This is a genomic window from Sorangium sp. So ce124 (assembly GCF_051525235.1).
Classification (GTDB): Bacteria; Myxococcota_A; Polyangia; order Polyangiales; family Polyangiaceae; genus Sorangium; species Sorangium atrum.
This window is the reverse complement of sequence record NZ_CP150312.1, coordinates 10,671,578-10,686,884: the sequence shown is the minus strand read 5'-3', so window position 1 is coordinate 10,686,884 and position 15,307 is coordinate 10,671,578. Positions and strand designations below refer to the sequence as shown.

The window sequence follows — 15,307 nt, the reverse complement described above, 5'->3', positions numbered from 1 at the left end:
TCGCGTCGGGCCGCTTCACGCCGCTTCACGTAAGGATGGACCGGATCCCGCTGCTCGGCTCGGTCGCCGCCGACTCGAAGACGGCATCGACGAGCAGCCGCCGCGCGCACTCGTCGTCCGCTTCCCTGCGATCGACGCGCACCAGCGACGCCGGCGCCTGACGGGTGATCGAGTCGAACGCCTCCCGATCGAACCGGTACAGCTCCTCCATCACGATCACGGCGTACGGCTGCGACGCCGCGCTCGTCGCCCGGAGCGAGCGCAGATCGCACTCACGCACCACCACCCCGAGCCGGGCCCCCGCCTCCCGGCACACGGCGACGAGCTCGGCAGGACAACCGGCCACGATCACGAGCGGAGCGGGCGGAGCGTTCGGGACCACGGCCTTGCGGGGCTTCGTACCGTCCTCCATGGGCGCCTCAACGTAGGCCATGAGTTGAGTACGCCGGCAAGGGAATTGTTTCGTCAGGCACGACTGGCGAGCCGGTCTTTCTGCGCGAGACAGCGGCGATCAACGCACACCGGGTCCCTGCTGGATGTGCCACCCCCGGCCCTCTGCCACGCCGATGAAACGGATCCGCCCCGACCGCTCCATATCGTCGACAAGCTCCTCCGCCTCGAGCTGCGAGATGTCGATCCGGTCGCAGAGCACGTCCCGGAACCGGGTCTTGCCCGGCACGTAATCCTCGTCGATCAGCGTGCCGAGCGAGCTCGCCAGGATCTCGGCGGCCAGGTCGAGCGCCACCACGGGCGTGACCACGGTCTCGGCGGTCGTGCGGACGCTCTCGTCCGTCGTCTGGACGGCCGCGTCGCCCATCGTGACGCTCGCGTCTCCGGTGATGAGGGTGCCGTACTCGACGGTGCTCCGATCGGTCGTCATGACTCCACCTCGTCCGGGCTCGGGCGGGTCCGGAGGCCGCGCCCGCGCCAGGCTTCCTTCCTCGCTATGGAGCGCAGGAACGCCGATCGGAAGCCGAGCGGACGCTGACACCGCGAGGGCGCCTCCGGGGACGCCGATCCTGGCGGCGATTTCAGGCGGCAATCCGCCGAAGATCAGGGAAGCTACCGCTCCTGCCAGGCCCATCGCTCGAGGGGGGAGGCCCTGGGCCACGAGATCATGATGTCGTCCCGCGAGTACTCCCCATCACGCCCCAGCCGCGCGGGGGCGGCGCGCACGCCGATCCCCCGCGCGCGGGGGCTGATCCCGTTCCAGCTCGTCGGTCGGGTGCTGCTCCACGCGATCCTCGTCGGCGTGACGGCCGGCATCGCCGGCTCGCTGTTCTTCGCCGCCCTCGAGCTCGCCGAGCACGAGCTCTTCATCGCGGTCACCGGCTACGAGCCGCTCCGCGCCAAGGGCGAGGCGGTGCTCTCGAGCGCGCGCATCGGAGCGTTCCGGCCGTGGCTCGTCCTCGTCCTGCCGGCTTTCGGCGCCCTCGTCGGTGGGGTGCTCACGACGAAGCTCGCGCCCGAGACCCGCGGCGGCGGCGGCGACGCCTTCATCCGGGCGTTCCACCACCTGGGCGGCAACTTCCGCCGCCGCGTCCCGCTGGTGAAGGCGATCGCCTCGATCTTCACGCTCGGCTGCGGCGGCGCCGGCGGGCGCGAAGGGCCGACGATGCAGATCGGCGGCGCGATCGGCTCGATCATCGGCCGCGCGCTCCGGGTGGACACGCGCGAGCGGCGGATCCTGCTCATCGCCGGCGCGGCCGCGGGCATGGCGGCCGTGTTCCGGACGCCGCTCGGGGCCGCGCTCCTCGCCGTCGAGGTGCTGCACCGCGACGACTTCGAGGCCGACGCGCTCATCCCGTCCATCCTCGCGAGCGTCGTCTCGTACTCGGTCTTCATTTACTTCTTCGGCGAGTCGACCCTCTTCGCGCACGCGCCCCGCTACCCGTTCATCCCGAGCCACCTCCCCCTCTACGCCGTGCTCGCGCTCGTCGTCTCGCTCGTGGCCACGGTGTTCCTCCGGACGCTGCACGCCGTGGAGCACACGGTGCACCGGATCCCGCTGCCGCCATGGGCGAAGCCCGCGCTCGGCGGCCTCGCGCTCGGCGCGCTCGTGACCCCGCTGCTCATGCTCCTCGGGCCGCGCTTCGACAGGCCGGGGCAGGGGTTCGGGATGCTGGGCGCGGGCTACGGGGCGGCCCAGATCGCGATCACGGGGGCCGCGTGGCTGCCGAGCGGGTGGACCGCGGTGCAGCTCCTGCTCGTGCTGCTCGCCACGAAGATCGTCGCGACCTCGCTCACCGTCGGCTCGGGCGGCAGCGCGGGGGACTTCGGCCCCTCGCTCGTGCTCGGCGCGCTCACGGGCGGGGCCTTCGGGCGCGCCGCGGAGCTCCTCCTCGGCGACCCGCGCATCGATCCCGGCGCGTTCGCGCTCGTCGGGATGGGCACGTTCTACGGCGGGATCGCGCACGTGCCCATCGCCTCGCTCGTCATGGTCTGCGAGCTCGCCGGCAGCTACGACCTGCTCGTGCCGCTCATGCTCTGCGAGGGCATCGCCTTCGTGGCGCTCAGGCACAGCACCCTGTACCGCGCGCAGGTCGCGACCAAGCGCGAGTCCCCGGCGCACCGGGACGAGCTCATCGTCGACGTGCTCCGCAGCATCCGCGTCGCCGACATCGTCATCCGCAGCCGCCCGTTCGTGTCGTTCGAGGCGCGGACGCCCGCCTCGATCGTCGTCGAGCGCATCGCGGCGTGCGAGTGGCAGGACACCTTCCCCGTGCTCTCCGAGGACGGCAAGGTCGTCGGCACCATCGACGCCGAGATCCTCCGCGCCACCGCGACGAGCCCCGAGCTCTCGGGGCTCGCGATCGCGCACGACATGATGGCGAGCCCCGCCTCGGTCAGCGAGGCCGAGGACCTGCACCACGCGCTCCAGGTGCTGCTGGAGCTGCGCGTGCGGGAGCTCCTGGTCACCGACGCCGAGGGCAAGATCGTCGGCATCCTCGACGAATCCGACGTCACGCGCGCCTACCACGACGCGACGGCGGAGCTGGAGAGCGCGGTTCAGTAGGGCTCTCGGAGCAGGCGACAAACGACGGCGCGAGGCGGACGCATGGCGCGCTCGCCCTGGAAATTCGGGAATGGCCAGCTTTCCGACGCCTGCGCGGCGGCGCGGCGGACACGCGCGTGTCACGGGCGTCCGCGCGCGGACGTCCCGGTCGCGCAGCGCGCCCGATCGTGGTTCGGGCGTAATGAGGCAAGCGCGCGGACCCCACCGCTTTCGGGAGTCTCCTGAGCTTTCAATCTTGGATTCCACGCAGCGACGGAACGGAGCGCGTGGGGAATACTCTCGTTCATCCGGGGAATTCGGGGTCCGGACAGCGCGAGGGAGAACGGCATGCTGGTCGATACGCTCGGAGGTCGGACGGTGCGGCGCAACGCGGAAGTACGAACACGATCGAGCGCGCCGAACAGCCGCGCCAAGCTCGTGGTCGTCGTGGACGACGAGCCCAACATCCAGGAGGTCGTGAGCATGATCTTGGAGAGCGAGGGTGGCTACGAGGTGCGCTGCGCCTCGAACGGCGAGGAGGCGCTGGCGCTGCTCGACCAGATCGCGCCGCCGGATCTGCTCGTCGTCGACATCATGATGCCGGTGATGGACGGCTGGGGCCTGCTCACGGCGCTCCGGCACAACGAGAAGACGGCCCGTATACCAGTCATTGTTTCATCCGCGTCTTCAAAACATGACGCGACGAGCCTCGGTGTCGCTAAAGTGCTGCCCAAGCCGATCGACTACGACGCCTTCCTCGCCGCCGTCGACGAGCTCACGCGCTCCAGAGAGCGCCAGATCCTCGACGCCGAGTAGGCAGAGTCGATCGGCCGACCGCGCCACTGCCTCCATCACGGCAGAAACCGCAAATGGCCCATGGACCTCGGGGGCCGTCCAGCGGTAGCTTCACTCCAGTGTTGTTAGAGAACCCGGGTGCCGGCCTCTTCGCCGGCTACACTCCCCTCCCCGGCGCCTACGACGAGCTGTTTGGTCGAGACGGCGCTCCTCGCCCCGAGTTCCTGCGCACTGCCACGCTCCTCGGCGCGCTCGCGCCGAACGAGTTCGCGCGCGCGCAGCACCTCGCGGAGCTCGCCCTGCTCAACCAGGGCGTCACGTTCTCGGTCTACGCGGATCAGCGCGGCGCGGAGAAGATCTTCCCGCTCTGCCTCATCCCCCGGATGCTCTCCGCGGCGGACTGGGCCCACATGGAACGGGGCCTCGAGCAGCGCGTCCGCGCGCTCGGCCTCTTCCTCGACGACGTCTACGGGGACCAGCGCATCCTCAAGGAGGAGCGCGTCCCCCGCGACCTCGTGCTCGGCTCCGGGCAGTACCTGAAGCAGGTCCACGGCCTGCGGCCCCCGGGCGGCGTGCGCATCCACATCGCGGGCGTCGACATCATCCGTGATCCGGCCGGCACCTTCCGGGTCCTCGAGGACAACCTCCGCACGCCGTCCGGCGTCTCCTATGTCCTGGAGAACCGGCTCATCAGCAAGCGCGTCCTGCCGCACCTGCTCGATAAGGCGCGCGTGCAGCGGGTCGACCATTACCCGGCCCGGCTCGCCGAGACGCTGCGCTCGGTGTCGCCCGCGAGCCCGAGCGGCACGAGCGCCGTCGTGCTCACGCCGGGGCCCTACAACTCGGCCTATTTCGAGCACAGCTTCCTCGCGCGCACGATGGGGCTCGAGCTCGTGCAGGCCCCCGACCTGTTCGTCGACCAGGACCAGGTCTTCGTCCGCACGACGCGCGGCCCCCGCCGGGTCCACGTCATCTACCGCCGCATCGACGAGGCGTTCCTCGACCCCGAGGCCTTCCGCCCCGACAGCCTGCTCGGCGTTCGCGGCCTGATGCGCGCCTACGCCGCCGGCAACGTCGCGCTCGCGAACGCGCCCGGCAACGGCGTGGCCGACGACAAGGCCGTGTACCCCTTCGTGCCGGAGATGATCCGCTATTACCTCGGCGAGGAGCCGGTCCTCGAGCAGGTCCCCACCTACCTCTGCATGCGCGACGACGACCGCCGCTATGTGCTCGACCACCTCGACCAGCTGGTCGTCAAGGCGGTCGACGAGGCCGGCGGCTACGGCATGCTGATGGGGCCGCAGTCGACCGCCGCGCAGCGGGACGAGTTCCGGGCGCGCATCCAGGCGACGCCGCGCCGCTACATCGCCCAGCACCGGATCGAGCTCTCGACGAGCCCCACCTGGGACCCGACCGCGAAGACCGCGGTCCCGAGGAGGCTCGACCTGCGCCCCTACGTGCTGACGGGCCGCGACGGCTCGTGGGTGCTGCCCGGCGGGCTCACGCGCGTCGCGCTTGTGGCCGGCTCCTACGTCGTCAACTCGAGCCAGGGCGGGGGCTCGAAGGACACCTGGGTCCTGAAGGGCCCAGGGGAGAACGCGCAGCGCACACCCTCGGTCGGCGCTCCCGGCGCGGGCCCCGCTGCCGCGAACAACGACCCTCCCGGCGCGGCGCCGGGCTCTGCCCCCCCGGAGGCCCCGTGATCTCCCGCGTCGCCGATCACTGCTTCTGGTTCGGCCGCTACCTCGAGCGGACCGAGAACATGGCCCGCATCCTCGCCGTCACGCAGAACCTCGCGCTCGACGCCGAGATCCCGACGCAGCAGTGCTGGCTGCCGGTCATCATCGTGGCCGGGCAGAAGGCGCACTTCGGGGCCGAGCACGGCGAGGAGGCCGCGGCCGACGGCGAGCTCGTGCAGCGCTACATGAGCTTCGACGAGGACAACCCGACGAGCCTCCGCAGCTCGATCTCGGCCGCGCGCTGGAACACGCGGTCGATCCGGGAGGTCGTCAGCCTCGAGGTGTGGGAGACCGTCAACGAGCTCCACCTCTGGGTGAACAGCGAGGAGGCGCGGGAGGAGTTCAGGTCGAGCCGCTACGCCTTCTACCGGCGCGTACGCCAGCTCACACAGCTTTGCCTCGGGCTCACGCAGAGCACGATGCTCAACGACACGCCGCTCGATTTCATCTGGCTCGGCGTGCTGCTCGAGCGCGTCGGGCAGACCGCGCGCACGCTCGACGTGCACCACCACGCCCTGACCAACCTGCCGCCGCCGCCGCCGTCCGAGATGAGCGCCCAGGCGCAGGGCGCGCTGCGCAGGCAGCACCGGGTCGTGGAGACGGCGCTCTGGCTCTCGCTCCTCCGCGCCTGCTCGGGGTTCGAGCCGTTCATGAAGCTCAACCAGGGTCAGGTGAGCGAGCAGGCTGTCGCCCAGTTCCTCCTGTACGAGCCGCGCTTCCCGCGCTCGATCCGGCACTGCGTCCACGCGGCGTTCGCGCGCCTCTGCGAGATCCGGCCGCCGGACAGCGTGGCGCTCCCCGGCGGCGAGAGCCTCGAGCGGCTCCAGCTCCTGCACCAGTGGGTGGCCGACAGGGCCACCGAGGCGTTCGACCCGATGGCGGTCCACGCGGCGCTCACCCATGTGGTCGACGAGACGGCGATGATCTGCGACGGTATCGGTCGCGAGCTGCTCGGTTACGGGCCGCCCGACAGCAACCCCACGGTCACGAGCCAGTAGCCGCAACAGTCGCCGACGCACCCATGCCGAATCTCCTCGCGATGTCGTTCGAGGGCGAGCTCGCCCCATGCTTCGATCTCACCTGCCTGCGCCCCGGACGCAAACTGCCTGACGGCTGGGGCATCGGTTACTACCCCGGCGGGGAGCCGAGCGCCTCGGTGCTCAAGGAGCCGGCGCCGCCGCAGGGGAGCATCCGCAGCGAGCTCGTGAAGGCGTGGGAGCACCTCGAGTCGTCGCTGCTCGTGCTGCACATCCGCACGGCGACGTGGGGCAGCGTCAACGACGCCAACACGCAGCCGTTCAGCCGGAGCTGGGGCGGGCGTGACTGGCTGTTCGCGCACAGCGGCAGCCTCGTCGACCGGATCGAGGTCGATCCGAAGTCGCTCTTCCAGCCGGTCGGCTCGACGGACACGGAGCTCATCCTGTGCGAGCTCATGCGCTGGATGGCGTCCGAGGGCCTCCGGAGCATCGGCGACGTCGATCCGGCGGTGCTGCGCGACTGGTTCGACGAGATGAACGAGCACGGCCCCCTGACGTCGGTCCTGGCCGACGGCCGCGATCTGGTGGTCTACGCCGATCGCGATCGCGAGGGGGACGCCTTCCTGTGGGAGGTGCTGCCGCCGTACGAGCGCCTCGCGTTCGGGGACGACGATCTGGAGGTCGACCTGACGCGCCGGGGGGTCAAGAGCCGCAAGGGCGTCATCGTCTCGTCGGAGGAGCTCAAGGTCCACGCGGGCGGGCGGCCGGCGGCCTGGAAGCGCGTGCCCCCGGGGCACCTCGTGGTGCTGCGGCAGGGGGCGCTCCGGGCCACGGCGTCCCCGCGCACCGACCGGCGCAAGCCGTCGTCGTCCACGCCGCCGCTCTCGTCGCGCCCGGTCCGGCGCCCCGTGCACGCGGCGATCCGCCGCTTCCAGGTGGTGCACCGCACGTCGTACCACTATGCGACCGCGGTGGAGCGCAGCACGCACCTCCTGCGGCTGACGCCGGCGCACGACCGGATGCAAACCGTGCTGCACAACGAGATCGACGTGTCGGTCGAGGGCCAGCATCGCGAGTACGACGACGTCTTCGGCAACCGCGCGCGGCGGGTGCTGCTCGACACGCCCTTCAACGATCTCGTCATCGAGTCGAGGTCGCGGGTGGAGCTGCTCGACACCGATCCGCTGAGCTTCCGCCCGCTGCGCGCCCGGTCGACGATCCCGCTCGTGTGGATGCCGTGGCAGCGCCAGATCCTGCAGCCGTTCCTGCTGCCGCCGGAGCTGCCCGAGAGCGAGCTCGCGGAGCTCAGCGAGTACGCGATGACCTTCGTGGAGCGGAACGGCTACGATCTGCTCGACACGCTGCTCGACCTGAACGCGTCGATCTTCGAGGAGTACGAGTACAAGCAGGGGTCGACCAACCTGTTCACGACGGCGTTCGACGTGTACGCGAACCGCCGCGGCGTGTGCCAGGACTTCACGAACCTGTTCATCTGCCTGACGCGGCTGCTCGGCGTGCCGTCGCGCTACGTGTGCGGGTACATCTACACGGGGCCGAAGCACGAGAACCAGCGGCAGAGCGAGGCGTCGCACGCCTGGGTCCAGGTGTACCTGCCGGAGATCGGGTGGAAGGGCTTCGACCCGACGAACGGGATCCTGACGCAGACCGATCACATCCGCGTCGCGGTCGGGCGCAACTACGTGGACGCGACGCCGACCTCGGGCACGATCTACGTGGGCGGAGGGGCGGAGCGCCTCGCGGTCGATGTGCGGGTCGAGCCCATCGATTGAGGAGTGAGGGGCGGCCGGCTCACGGCCGCGGGCGGCAGGGTGGTACTTTGGCTGAAGGTGGGGGTCTTTTGAACCGCCAAGCGCGCCAAAGACGCCAAGAACACCACAGAGTTCTTGGCGTCTTATGGCGCCTTGGTGGTTCCATCATTCCCGGAGGGTGGGGGAATTCCCCCACCACCAGGCCGCGGGGCGATCGGTTGCGAGGGCGGCCGGCTCAGGGCCGCGTGGCGATCCAGTAGAGGAGCGCGGTCCGGCTGAGGCCGTCGTCGAGCTCGGTGAGCGCCTGCGCGTCCTCCCAGGCCGCCTCCTTGTCGACGGTCGCGTGCGCCGCGATCAGGAACGCTTTCCAGGGGTCCTCCGCGGCTGCCGTGGTCTCCGAGATCGTGGGCCACGCGTCCTCGATCCAGTCCTTGGAGATGAGCGACTCCGAGATCGGCGTGATCGGGAGCAGCTGGATCCCATAGACGTACTCGGGGTTGGCGCCGAACCACGTCCCGAAGTCGGCCTTCGTGGACCAGAGCACGCCGACAGCGCCGTTGTTCTTGAACGGCTCGGGGTAAACCGTGCTGTCCGCGGTCACCTGCCAGTACGTCTGCGCGGAGGCCGTCTCCAGGGCGAGGAGCACCCGACCGAGGTTCTCCACGTCCTTGTTCTCGAGCGCCTCGCCGAGGAGCTGCATGCTGTACCAGGCGTTGACGGCCTCCGAGGTCGACTCCTGGTTGCGGCCGTCCGCGAACGGGAACAGCCCTGACGCCCACGAGTGGCCTCTGAACCAATCCATGTTGCGGAACGGCGTGAAGAACTTGTCCTTGGCGCTCGGGTTCGCGATGTCCCGGACGAGCCAGAGCGCCTTGTCCCCGTACTCCTCGCGCCACGCCTCATCGCTCTTCGCGAGCACGGCCGCCGCGTAGAGGAAGTAGCCGTAGTGGAAGTGGTGATCGTTGTAATACCCCTGGCCGAAGTCGGCGGCCTGGTCCGTCAGGCCCTTGGTCGTCACGAGGCCGCCCCAGGTCGTGTCGTAGACGAGGGGGTTGTCGTTCTGGCCGTTGAGCCACGGGTTGAGGCGCGACTTGAGCCGCGCCCTGAGCTCCTCCGCGAGGTCCGCCTTGCCGACCACCTCGGCGATCTGCGCGAGGCGCGCGAGCTTCGCGATCTGCTTGCCCCCGAAATAGGGGTCTGTCCCGGCGACCGCCTCGTCGGGCATGAAGCCCTTGTCCTCCTCGAGGGCATCGACGACGGCATCGCCCCACTCGTCCGAGACGCGGCGCGGCGCGTCCCAGCCGATCGTGCTGAGCGGGTACTTGAGCTCCCAGCTCGCGCCGGACATGCCCTTCATCTGGCCGATCACGGTCGGGTACGAGACGTCCGCCGGCTTGAACATGTTGAGGTGATCCAGATGGTGCGGCAGCGCCATGGTCAGGAGATCGCCCTCGCCCTCGGTCTTCCAGACGAAGCGCACCGTGGCCTCGTCCTCGGTGACCGAGGCCTCGATGTCGCCGCCGACCGGGATGACAGCGGCGTGGTCGTCGAGCTCGGCCGCGGCGTTCGGCCCGGGGACGAGCGCGAGGCGGAGCGAGCCCTCGTACGGCTCGTCCGCCGTCATGGAGAGGGCGTCCCACTCGAGGCTGATCTCGGGGAACGCATAGAGCACCCACGTCTGGCCGTTGTTGAGCGAGATCTCGAATCGGTCGCCCGTGACCGTGGTGGGGCTCGTCGACTCGCCGTTCACCTCGGTGATCGCCACGCCGTCGCCGGCGCGGACGGAGGGGGCGAGCCCGTCGTAGGTGGCCGTCACGTACGGCATCCCGTACACGATGGGCGCCGTCATCGTGCCGCCCGGCGCCGCCCACTCCACGGTGACCGAGAGCAGATCGGCCGACTTGACGGTATGGCCGGAGAAGGCCTGGCGCGCGCTGAGCGCGAGCTGCGTCAAATCCGCCGAGGTGACGGCCTTGCTCTCCACCACGACGGCGGGCCGGGCGATCGACAGCGCCTGTCGGACCGCCTTGAGGTCGTACGGCGCGGCGTTGATCCGCTGATCGCCCTCACCGAGAGCGAAGTTCATCCAGGTGGCGTTCGTGGGGAGCGGGGCCTTGAGACCGGCCAGCACGGCGCCCGGCGCGAGCGGGTGCTCCGCCTCCGTGAACTCCGGAGCGACGTCCGACAGCGGCTTGCTGCGGTCGAGATCCCACGTCTCGGGCGGCACGCCGCCGGTGCCGCCGGTGCCGCCGGTGCCCCCTCCCCCGCTGCCTCCGCCGCCGTCCCCCTCGGTCACCTTGGGCGGCGGCTCGTCGTCGCCGCACGCGGCGATCGCGGAGAGGCAGCTCAGCAAAGCAAAAGTCCGTAGCATCGGATGCTTCAACATCATAATCCAGCTCCCTCGCTCCCTCGCTCCAGCGCTCATCGCTCCACCTGACACGAAGCGGATCGAGAGATGAGCCCTGGTATCGTGGTAGTTTCATCGATTTGCAAGCAACGGCACAGATTCTTTCATGAAGCGCGGGGCCCGTCCAGCTTGGCGAGCGCGCCGTCCACGCGCCCGAGGCCCTCGCGATGCCATCCATCAGGTGATCGACAGCCCGGACGCCGCGAGTCGGCTATGTCGTTGTCCGACGGTTCATGCGGTCCCTTATCGAGTCTTCGCAGGCGCCTTGGCCGCGCTCTTCGCAGGCGCCTTGGCCGCGCTCTTCGCAGGCGCCTTGGCCGCGCTCTTCGCAGGCGCCTTGGCCGCGCTCTTCGCAGGCGCCTTGACCGCGCCCTTCGCGGTCGCCCCTGCCAAAGGCGCGGGCGGCGCCTCGCCTCTGCCGCCTCCGCGCACGAGCGCGAGCACCTCGTCCGCGTGTCCGTCGACCTTCACGCCGCTGAAGGCGTGCTTCACCGCGCGGTCGGGGCCGATGATGAAGGTGCTCCGGATCGTGCCCATCACCTTCTTGCCGTACATCGACTTCTCGCCGTAGACGCCGTAGGCGTTGTGCGCGGCGAGATCCGGATCGCTGAGGAGCGTCACCCCGAGATCGTATTTGTCCCTGAACTTCCGGTGGCGTTCGACGGAGTCGCGGGAGACGCCGAGCACGACGGCGCCGGCCTCGGCGAAGGCGCGCAGGGCCGCGGAGAAGGCCTGGGCCTCCCGCGTGCAGCCGGGCGTGTCGTCCTTTGGATAGAAGTAGAGGACGACCGTCTTGCCCGGGAAATCCGTGAGGCCCACCGTCTTACCGCTGTCGCTTTCGAGAGAGAAATCGGGGGCACGATCGCCTGCATTCACCATCGCTCGTTCGCTCCTTGTCCGCCCGGGCGCAGGGAGGACAGCCCCCCTTCCCCATCGGCGCGCACGGTAACACGCGACGTCCCCGGCGTACCACATAGCGCCCGCCGGCCCACGCCAGCGTCGCCGCGCGCCGCGCCGAGGCGACGAGTCGGCGGGGCCTCGGCCCGGAGGGCGCTCAGGGCCAGCCCGGATCCGGCTCGGGCGGAGCTTGGATTCCGTCCGAGGGCGTCCGCACGACGACTGCGCTCCACTCCCGGTTTCCCGCGCCCGCGCGCGGCCGCGCCGTCCCTCCCGCGAGGCGCGGCGCGCGGCGGCTGGGTGGCGACACACGATCTCGGAGCGAATCGCGAGGAGCCGGTCGCGAAGAGCCGGGTCGCGAAGAGCCGGGTCGCGAAGAGCCCGGCCGGCGGCGCGAGGCAGGGGGCGATCGATGTGAACCCGCAAACCGAACGAACCGAGCGAACCGCGCAGGCAACCGTGCACGCCGCCGCGCAGGCAGCGGAGCGCCCGGGGCCGGCTTGCCCCCCCGGGGCAACCGAGGTACCCAAGGCCTATTCGCAAGGCGCATGGACGGCGTCTTCGAATAACATGGCATCAGCGCTGCTGGAGGAGATCATGACCCTGCCCGTCCCCGTGTACATCGTCGCAGCGGCCCGGACGCCGATCGGCGCGTTCCAGGGCGCACTCTCGCCCTTGCCCGCCCCCCGCCTGGGCGAGGTCGCCATCCGGGCGGCGCTCGAGCGGGCAAAGCTGTCTCCGGAGGCCGTCGAGGAGGTGTTCCTCGGCAATGTCCTGTCCGCGGGTATCGGGCAGGCTCCGGCCCGGCAGGCCGCCATCTTCGCCGGCATCCCGAGCAAGGTCCCGGCCACCACCGTGAGCAAGGTCTGCGGATCGGGCCTCCAGGCCGTCATCTTCGGCGCGAAGACGGTGGCGCTCGGCGACGCGGACGTCGTCGTCGCCGGCGGCATGGAGTCGATGTCGAACGTGCCCTACTACCTCCCGCAGGCGCGCTCCGGCTACCGCATGGGCGACGGCAAGCTCGTGGACGGCATGATCCACGATGGCCTGTGGGACCCGTACGGGAACTTCCACATGGGCACCGCGGGCGACGCGTGCGCCAGGGAGCACGGCTTCTCGCGGGAGGCGCAGGACGAGTACGCGAAGGAGAGCTTCCGCCGCGCGGTCGCGGCCCAGCGCGAGGGGCTCTTCGCCGCGGAGATCGCGCCCGTCTCCGTCCCGCAGAAGAAGGGCGACGCGGTGGTCGTGAAGGAGGACGAGGGCCCGCCCGCGGGCAAGCCCGAGAAGTTCGCGTCGCTGAAGCCCGCGTTCCAGAAGGACGGGACGATCACCGCGGCCAACGCGTCGTCGATCAACGACGGCGCGAGCGCGCTCGTCCTGGCGAGCGAGCGCGCCGTCAGGGAGCACAAGCTCACGCCGCTCGCGCGGATCGTCGGCTATGGCGGCGCCGCGCAGGCGCCCGAGTGGTTCACGACGGCGCCGGCCGCGGCCATCGCGAACACCACGAAGAAGCTCGGCATCCCGACGGACCAGATCGACCTCTTCGAGGTGAACGAGGCGTTCGCGGTGGTGGCGCTCGCGGTGAACAAGCTCTCCGGGCTCGACGCCCAGAAGGTCAACGTCCGCGGCGGCGCGGTCGCGCTCGGCCACCCGATCGGCGCGAGCGGGGCGCGCATCCTGACGACGCTGCTCTTCGCGATGAAGGACCGGAACGCGAAGCGCGGCCTGGCCACGCTCTGCATCGGCGGCGGCGAGGCGCTCGCGGTCGTCGTGGAGCGGTGATCCGCCCGCAGCCCGTCGGGCCCGGCGTGCGCGGCGTGGAGGCCTTCCCCGCGCGCACGCCGACCCTGCCGCCCGCGACCCACACGAACAGCTATGCGCTCGGCGGCGGCGAGGTGCTGCTCGTCGAGCCGGCCACGCCGTACGAGGACGAGCGCCGCGAGTGGCTCGCGTGGGCGCGCGGCTTCGCGTCCCAGGGGCGGTCGCTCGCGGCGATCGCGGTGACCCACCACCACGCCGACCACGTCGGGGGGGCGCGCTTCTTCGCGGCCGAGCTCGGCCTGCCGGTCTGGGGGCACGCCGAGGCGGCCCCGCGCCTCCCGGGCGTCCCGCTCGCGCGCCGCCTCGCGGACGGGGAGGTGGTGCGGCTCGGCGGGCCGGAGCCGATGGCGCTGCGGGTGCTCCACACGCCGGGGCACGCGCCCGACCACCTCTGCTTCCTCGACGAGGCGCAGGGCGCCCTGGTCTGCGGCGACATGGTGGCCGGCGAGGGGACCATCCTGATCGATCCCCGGGAGGGCGACATGGCGGAGTACCTCGCGCAGCTCGAGCGGCTCGCGGGGCTCGGGGCGCGGGTCGTGCTGCCGGCGCACGGCGGGCCGATCGACGCGCCGGAGGCGCTGTTCCGGCGCTACATCGCGCACCGGCTGGGGAGGGAGCGGCTGGTGCTGGCGGCGCTCGAGGCGGCCAGCGCGGCCGGCGCGAGCGGCACGTCGATCGAGGCGCTCTTGCCGGTCGCCTATGCCGACACGGCGCCGCTCGTCTGGCCGCTCGCGCGGCTGAGCCTCGAGGCTCACCTGATCAAGCTGGAGCGCGAGGGGCGGGTGGTGCGCCGCGAGGACCGCTGGCGGCGCGCGGCGGGAAAGGACGCCTAACCGTACGGTCGGGCGGAGCGGGGGTCACTTCGCGGAGGCGTCGCCCTTCGCGCGCCGCGCGTCGCGGTCGCGCTGACGCTCGGCGATCCGGCGTGCCCGCTCGGCCCGCTCGGAGGCGATCACGCTCGGGGATTTCGTGCCTGCCTTGATGGATTCCGCAGCCCAGAACTTCGCCGCCTCCTTGCTGGACATGGCGCAGTCGTCGCCCTCGTTGCAGCTCATGCGCGGGCTCTGCCGCTGCGCGCTCTCCGGCGTCAGGGCCGCGCGCTCCTTCCCCTGGGCAGCGGCCGCCCCTGCCGACCGCCCTGCCCACGCGCGGCGCGCCCCGGCGCTCGAGGCGGCGCACTCCCCGGCCTCGCTGCAGTTCATGCGCGACTCGGCCTTGGTCTTGAGCGGCGAGGCGCTCGTGCGGGCCGACGCCCCGCGCCCTGCGGCGGCGCGCGCCTCTCCGCGGGTCCGGTGGGCGGTCACCGCGCGAGAGGGGCAGTCCGCGCCGGTATCGGAGCAGCGGATCCGCTCCTGTCCCTGGGAGAAGCGGCTCGGCAACGCGCGCTCGGCGCGCTCAGAGCGCCACTGCCGCCCGGCGGCCTGGTCCCGCGGCTTGTAACGGTAGATCCGGTCCACCGTGTCGCCGCGCGACCTGAGGACCTCGATGTGCCGCGGCGCGCGCGCGGCGCGGCCGCCCTCGGCGAGCGCCACGCCGGCGCAGAGGGACACGGCGACCAGGGTGGTGACCACGGCGGATACTTTCATTGGTGCTCCTCGCTCTCCAACAGAATGGGTGGACGACCCACATCGTTCCCACGAGCCTTGCCTGCATGGGCTCGCCGGCCGTGAGCGAGACGCAAGCAAGAGTGACACCACCACGGAAATACGGGAAATCAGGCTGATCTAGAGCGAGGCCGTCACACGGTTGACGCCGCCACCGGGAGCGGGCCGTCAGCGCGCCGCGCCTGGGTCGGATCCATTGCATCTGGAAACAGGTGAGTGACCCACTCAGCCAAGCTGGAGGGATTGCAGCGCAGGGGCTGCTCGAAGCGCCCGACCTGTTGCGGTCGACATCAAGGGTGTTGT

The 15,307-nt window shown here is 71.0% G+C and carries 12 protein-coding genes; 7 read left to right on the top strand and 5 right to left on the bottom strand.

All coding sequences use genetic code 11. From position 1 onward, the window contains the following. Positions 1 to 25: 25 nt before the first annotated feature. Complete coding sequence (locus WMF19_RS40165; protein WP_437895211.1) at positions 26 to 412, bottom strand: hypothetical protein; 387 nt, start codon at positions 410 to 412, stop codon at positions 26 to 28. Between the two features lie 99 nt (positions 413 to 511). Continuing rightward, a complete protein-coding gene (locus WMF19_RS40160) occupies positions 512 to 880 on the bottom strand; it encodes a hypothetical protein (protein ID WP_437895210.1) in 369 nt (122 codons plus the stop codon). A gap of 237 nt (positions 881 to 1,117) precedes the next feature. On the opposite strand from WMF19_RS40160, the gene WMF19_RS40155 reads away from it, so the two are divergent. The 5 genes from WMF19_RS40155 (at position 1,118) to WMF19_RS40135 (ending at position 8,296) form a co-directional block, all read left to right on the top strand. Continuing rightward, on the top strand, positions 1,118 to 3,016 hold the full coding sequence (locus WMF19_RS40155; protein ID WP_437895209.1) for a chloride channel protein: 1,899 nt from the start codon (positions 1,118 to 1,120) through the stop codon (positions 3,014 to 3,016). 327 nt (positions 3,017 to 3,343) lie between these two features. Further along, positions 3,344 to 3,811, top strand: a complete 468-nt coding sequence (locus tag WMF19_RS40150; RefSeq protein WP_437324934.1) for a response regulator — start codon at positions 3,344 to 3,346, stop codon at positions 3,809 to 3,811. 53 nt (positions 3,812 to 3,864) lie between these two features. Beyond that, the gene (locus tag WMF19_RS40145; protein ID WP_437895208.1) at positions 3,865 to 5,493 is read left to right on the top strand and encodes a circularly permuted type 2 ATP-grasp protein; all 1,629 of its coding nucleotides are present in this window, start codon (positions 3,865 to 3,867) and stop codon (positions 5,491 to 5,493) included. Then, complete coding sequence (locus WMF19_RS40140) at positions 5,490 to 6,527, top strand: alpha-E domain-containing protein (RefSeq protein WP_437895207.1); 1,038 nt, start codon at positions 5,490 to 5,492, stop codon at positions 6,525 to 6,527. The genes WMF19_RS40145 and WMF19_RS40140 overlap by 4 nt, the downstream gene beginning before the upstream one ends. Before the next feature lie 23 nt (positions 6,528 to 6,550). Further along, a complete protein-coding gene (locus tag WMF19_RS40135) occupies positions 6,551 to 8,296 on the top strand; it encodes a class II glutamine amidotransferase (protein ID WP_437895206.1) in 1,746 nt (581 codons plus the stop codon). Between the two features lie 214 nt (positions 8,297 to 8,510). Here the strand turns inward: WMF19_RS40135 and WMF19_RS40130 are convergent, their stop codons facing one another. Continuing rightward, a complete protein-coding gene (locus WMF19_RS40130) occupies positions 8,511 to 10,646 on the bottom strand; it encodes a glycosyl hydrolase (RefSeq protein ID WP_437895205.1) in 2,136 nt (711 codons plus the stop codon). A 279-nt stretch (positions 10,647 to 10,925) separates the two neighbouring features. Beyond that, positions 10,926 to 11,561: a peroxiredoxin gene (locus WMF19_RS40125; protein WP_437895204.1), complete on the bottom strand. Its 636-nt coding sequence runs from the start codon at positions 11,559 to 11,561 to the stop codon at positions 10,926 to 10,928. 615 nt (positions 11,562 to 12,176) lie between these two features. Here WMF19_RS40125 and WMF19_RS40120 point away from each other — a divergent pair. Then, a complete protein-coding gene (locus WMF19_RS40120; RefSeq protein WP_437901721.1) occupies positions 12,177 to 13,361 on the top strand; it encodes a thiolase family protein in 1,185 nt (394 codons plus the stop codon). Then, complete coding sequence (locus WMF19_RS40115; protein ID WP_437895203.1) at positions 13,358 to 14,233, top strand: MBL fold metallo-hydrolase; 876 nt, start codon at positions 13,358 to 13,360, stop codon at positions 14,231 to 14,233. The genes WMF19_RS40120 and WMF19_RS40115 overlap by 4 nt, the downstream gene beginning before the upstream one ends. Before the next feature lie 24 nt (positions 14,234 to 14,257). Here the strand turns inward: WMF19_RS40115 and WMF19_RS40110 are convergent, their stop codons facing one another. Then, positions 14,258 to 14,986, bottom strand: a complete 729-nt coding sequence (locus WMF19_RS40110; protein ID WP_437895202.1) for a hypothetical protein — start codon at positions 14,984 to 14,986, stop codon at positions 14,258 to 14,260. Positions 14,987 to 15,307 lie beyond the last annotated feature (321 nt).

Excerpts from the sequence above, each read along its gene's own strand:
- WMF19_RS40160 (WP_437895210.1), bottom strand. The coding sequence starts at position 880 with ATGACGACCGATCGGAGCACCGTCGAGTACGGCACCCTCATCACCGGA.
- WMF19_RS40145 (WP_437895208.1), top strand. The coding sequence starts at position 3,865 with ATGGCCCATGGACCTCGGGGGCCGTCCAGCGGTAGCTTCACTCCAGTG.
- WMF19_RS40165 (WP_437895211.1), bottom strand. The coding sequence starts at position 412 with ATGGAGGACGGTACGAAGCCCCGCAAGGCCGTGGTCCCGAACGCTCCG.
- WMF19_RS40135 (WP_437895206.1), top strand. The coding sequence starts at position 6,551 with ATGCCGAATCTCCTCGCGATGTCGTTCGAGGGCGAGCTCGCCCCATGC.
- WMF19_RS40125 (WP_437895204.1), bottom strand. The coding sequence starts at position 11,561 with ATGGTGAATGCAGGCGATCGTGCCCCCGATTTCTCTCTCGAAAGCGAC.
- WMF19_RS40130 (WP_437895205.1), bottom strand. The coding sequence starts at position 10,646 with ATGCTACGGACTTTTGCTTTGCTGAGCTGCCTCTCCGCGATCGCCGCG.
- WMF19_RS40150 (WP_437324934.1), top strand. The coding sequence starts at position 3,344 with ATGCTGGTCGATACGCTCGGAGGTCGGACGGTGCGGCGCAACGCGGAA.
- WMF19_RS40120 (WP_437901721.1), top strand. The coding sequence starts at position 12,177 with ATGACCCTGCCCGTCCCCGTGTACATCGTCGCAGCGGCCCGGACGCCG.
- WMF19_RS40155 (WP_437895209.1), top strand. The coding sequence starts at position 1,118 with ATGATGTCGTCCCGCGAGTACTCCCCATCACGCCCCAGCCGCGCGGGG.
- WMF19_RS40110 (WP_437895202.1), bottom strand. The coding sequence starts at position 14,986 with ATGAAAGTATCCGCCGTGGTCACCACCCTGGTCGCCGTGTCCCTCTGC.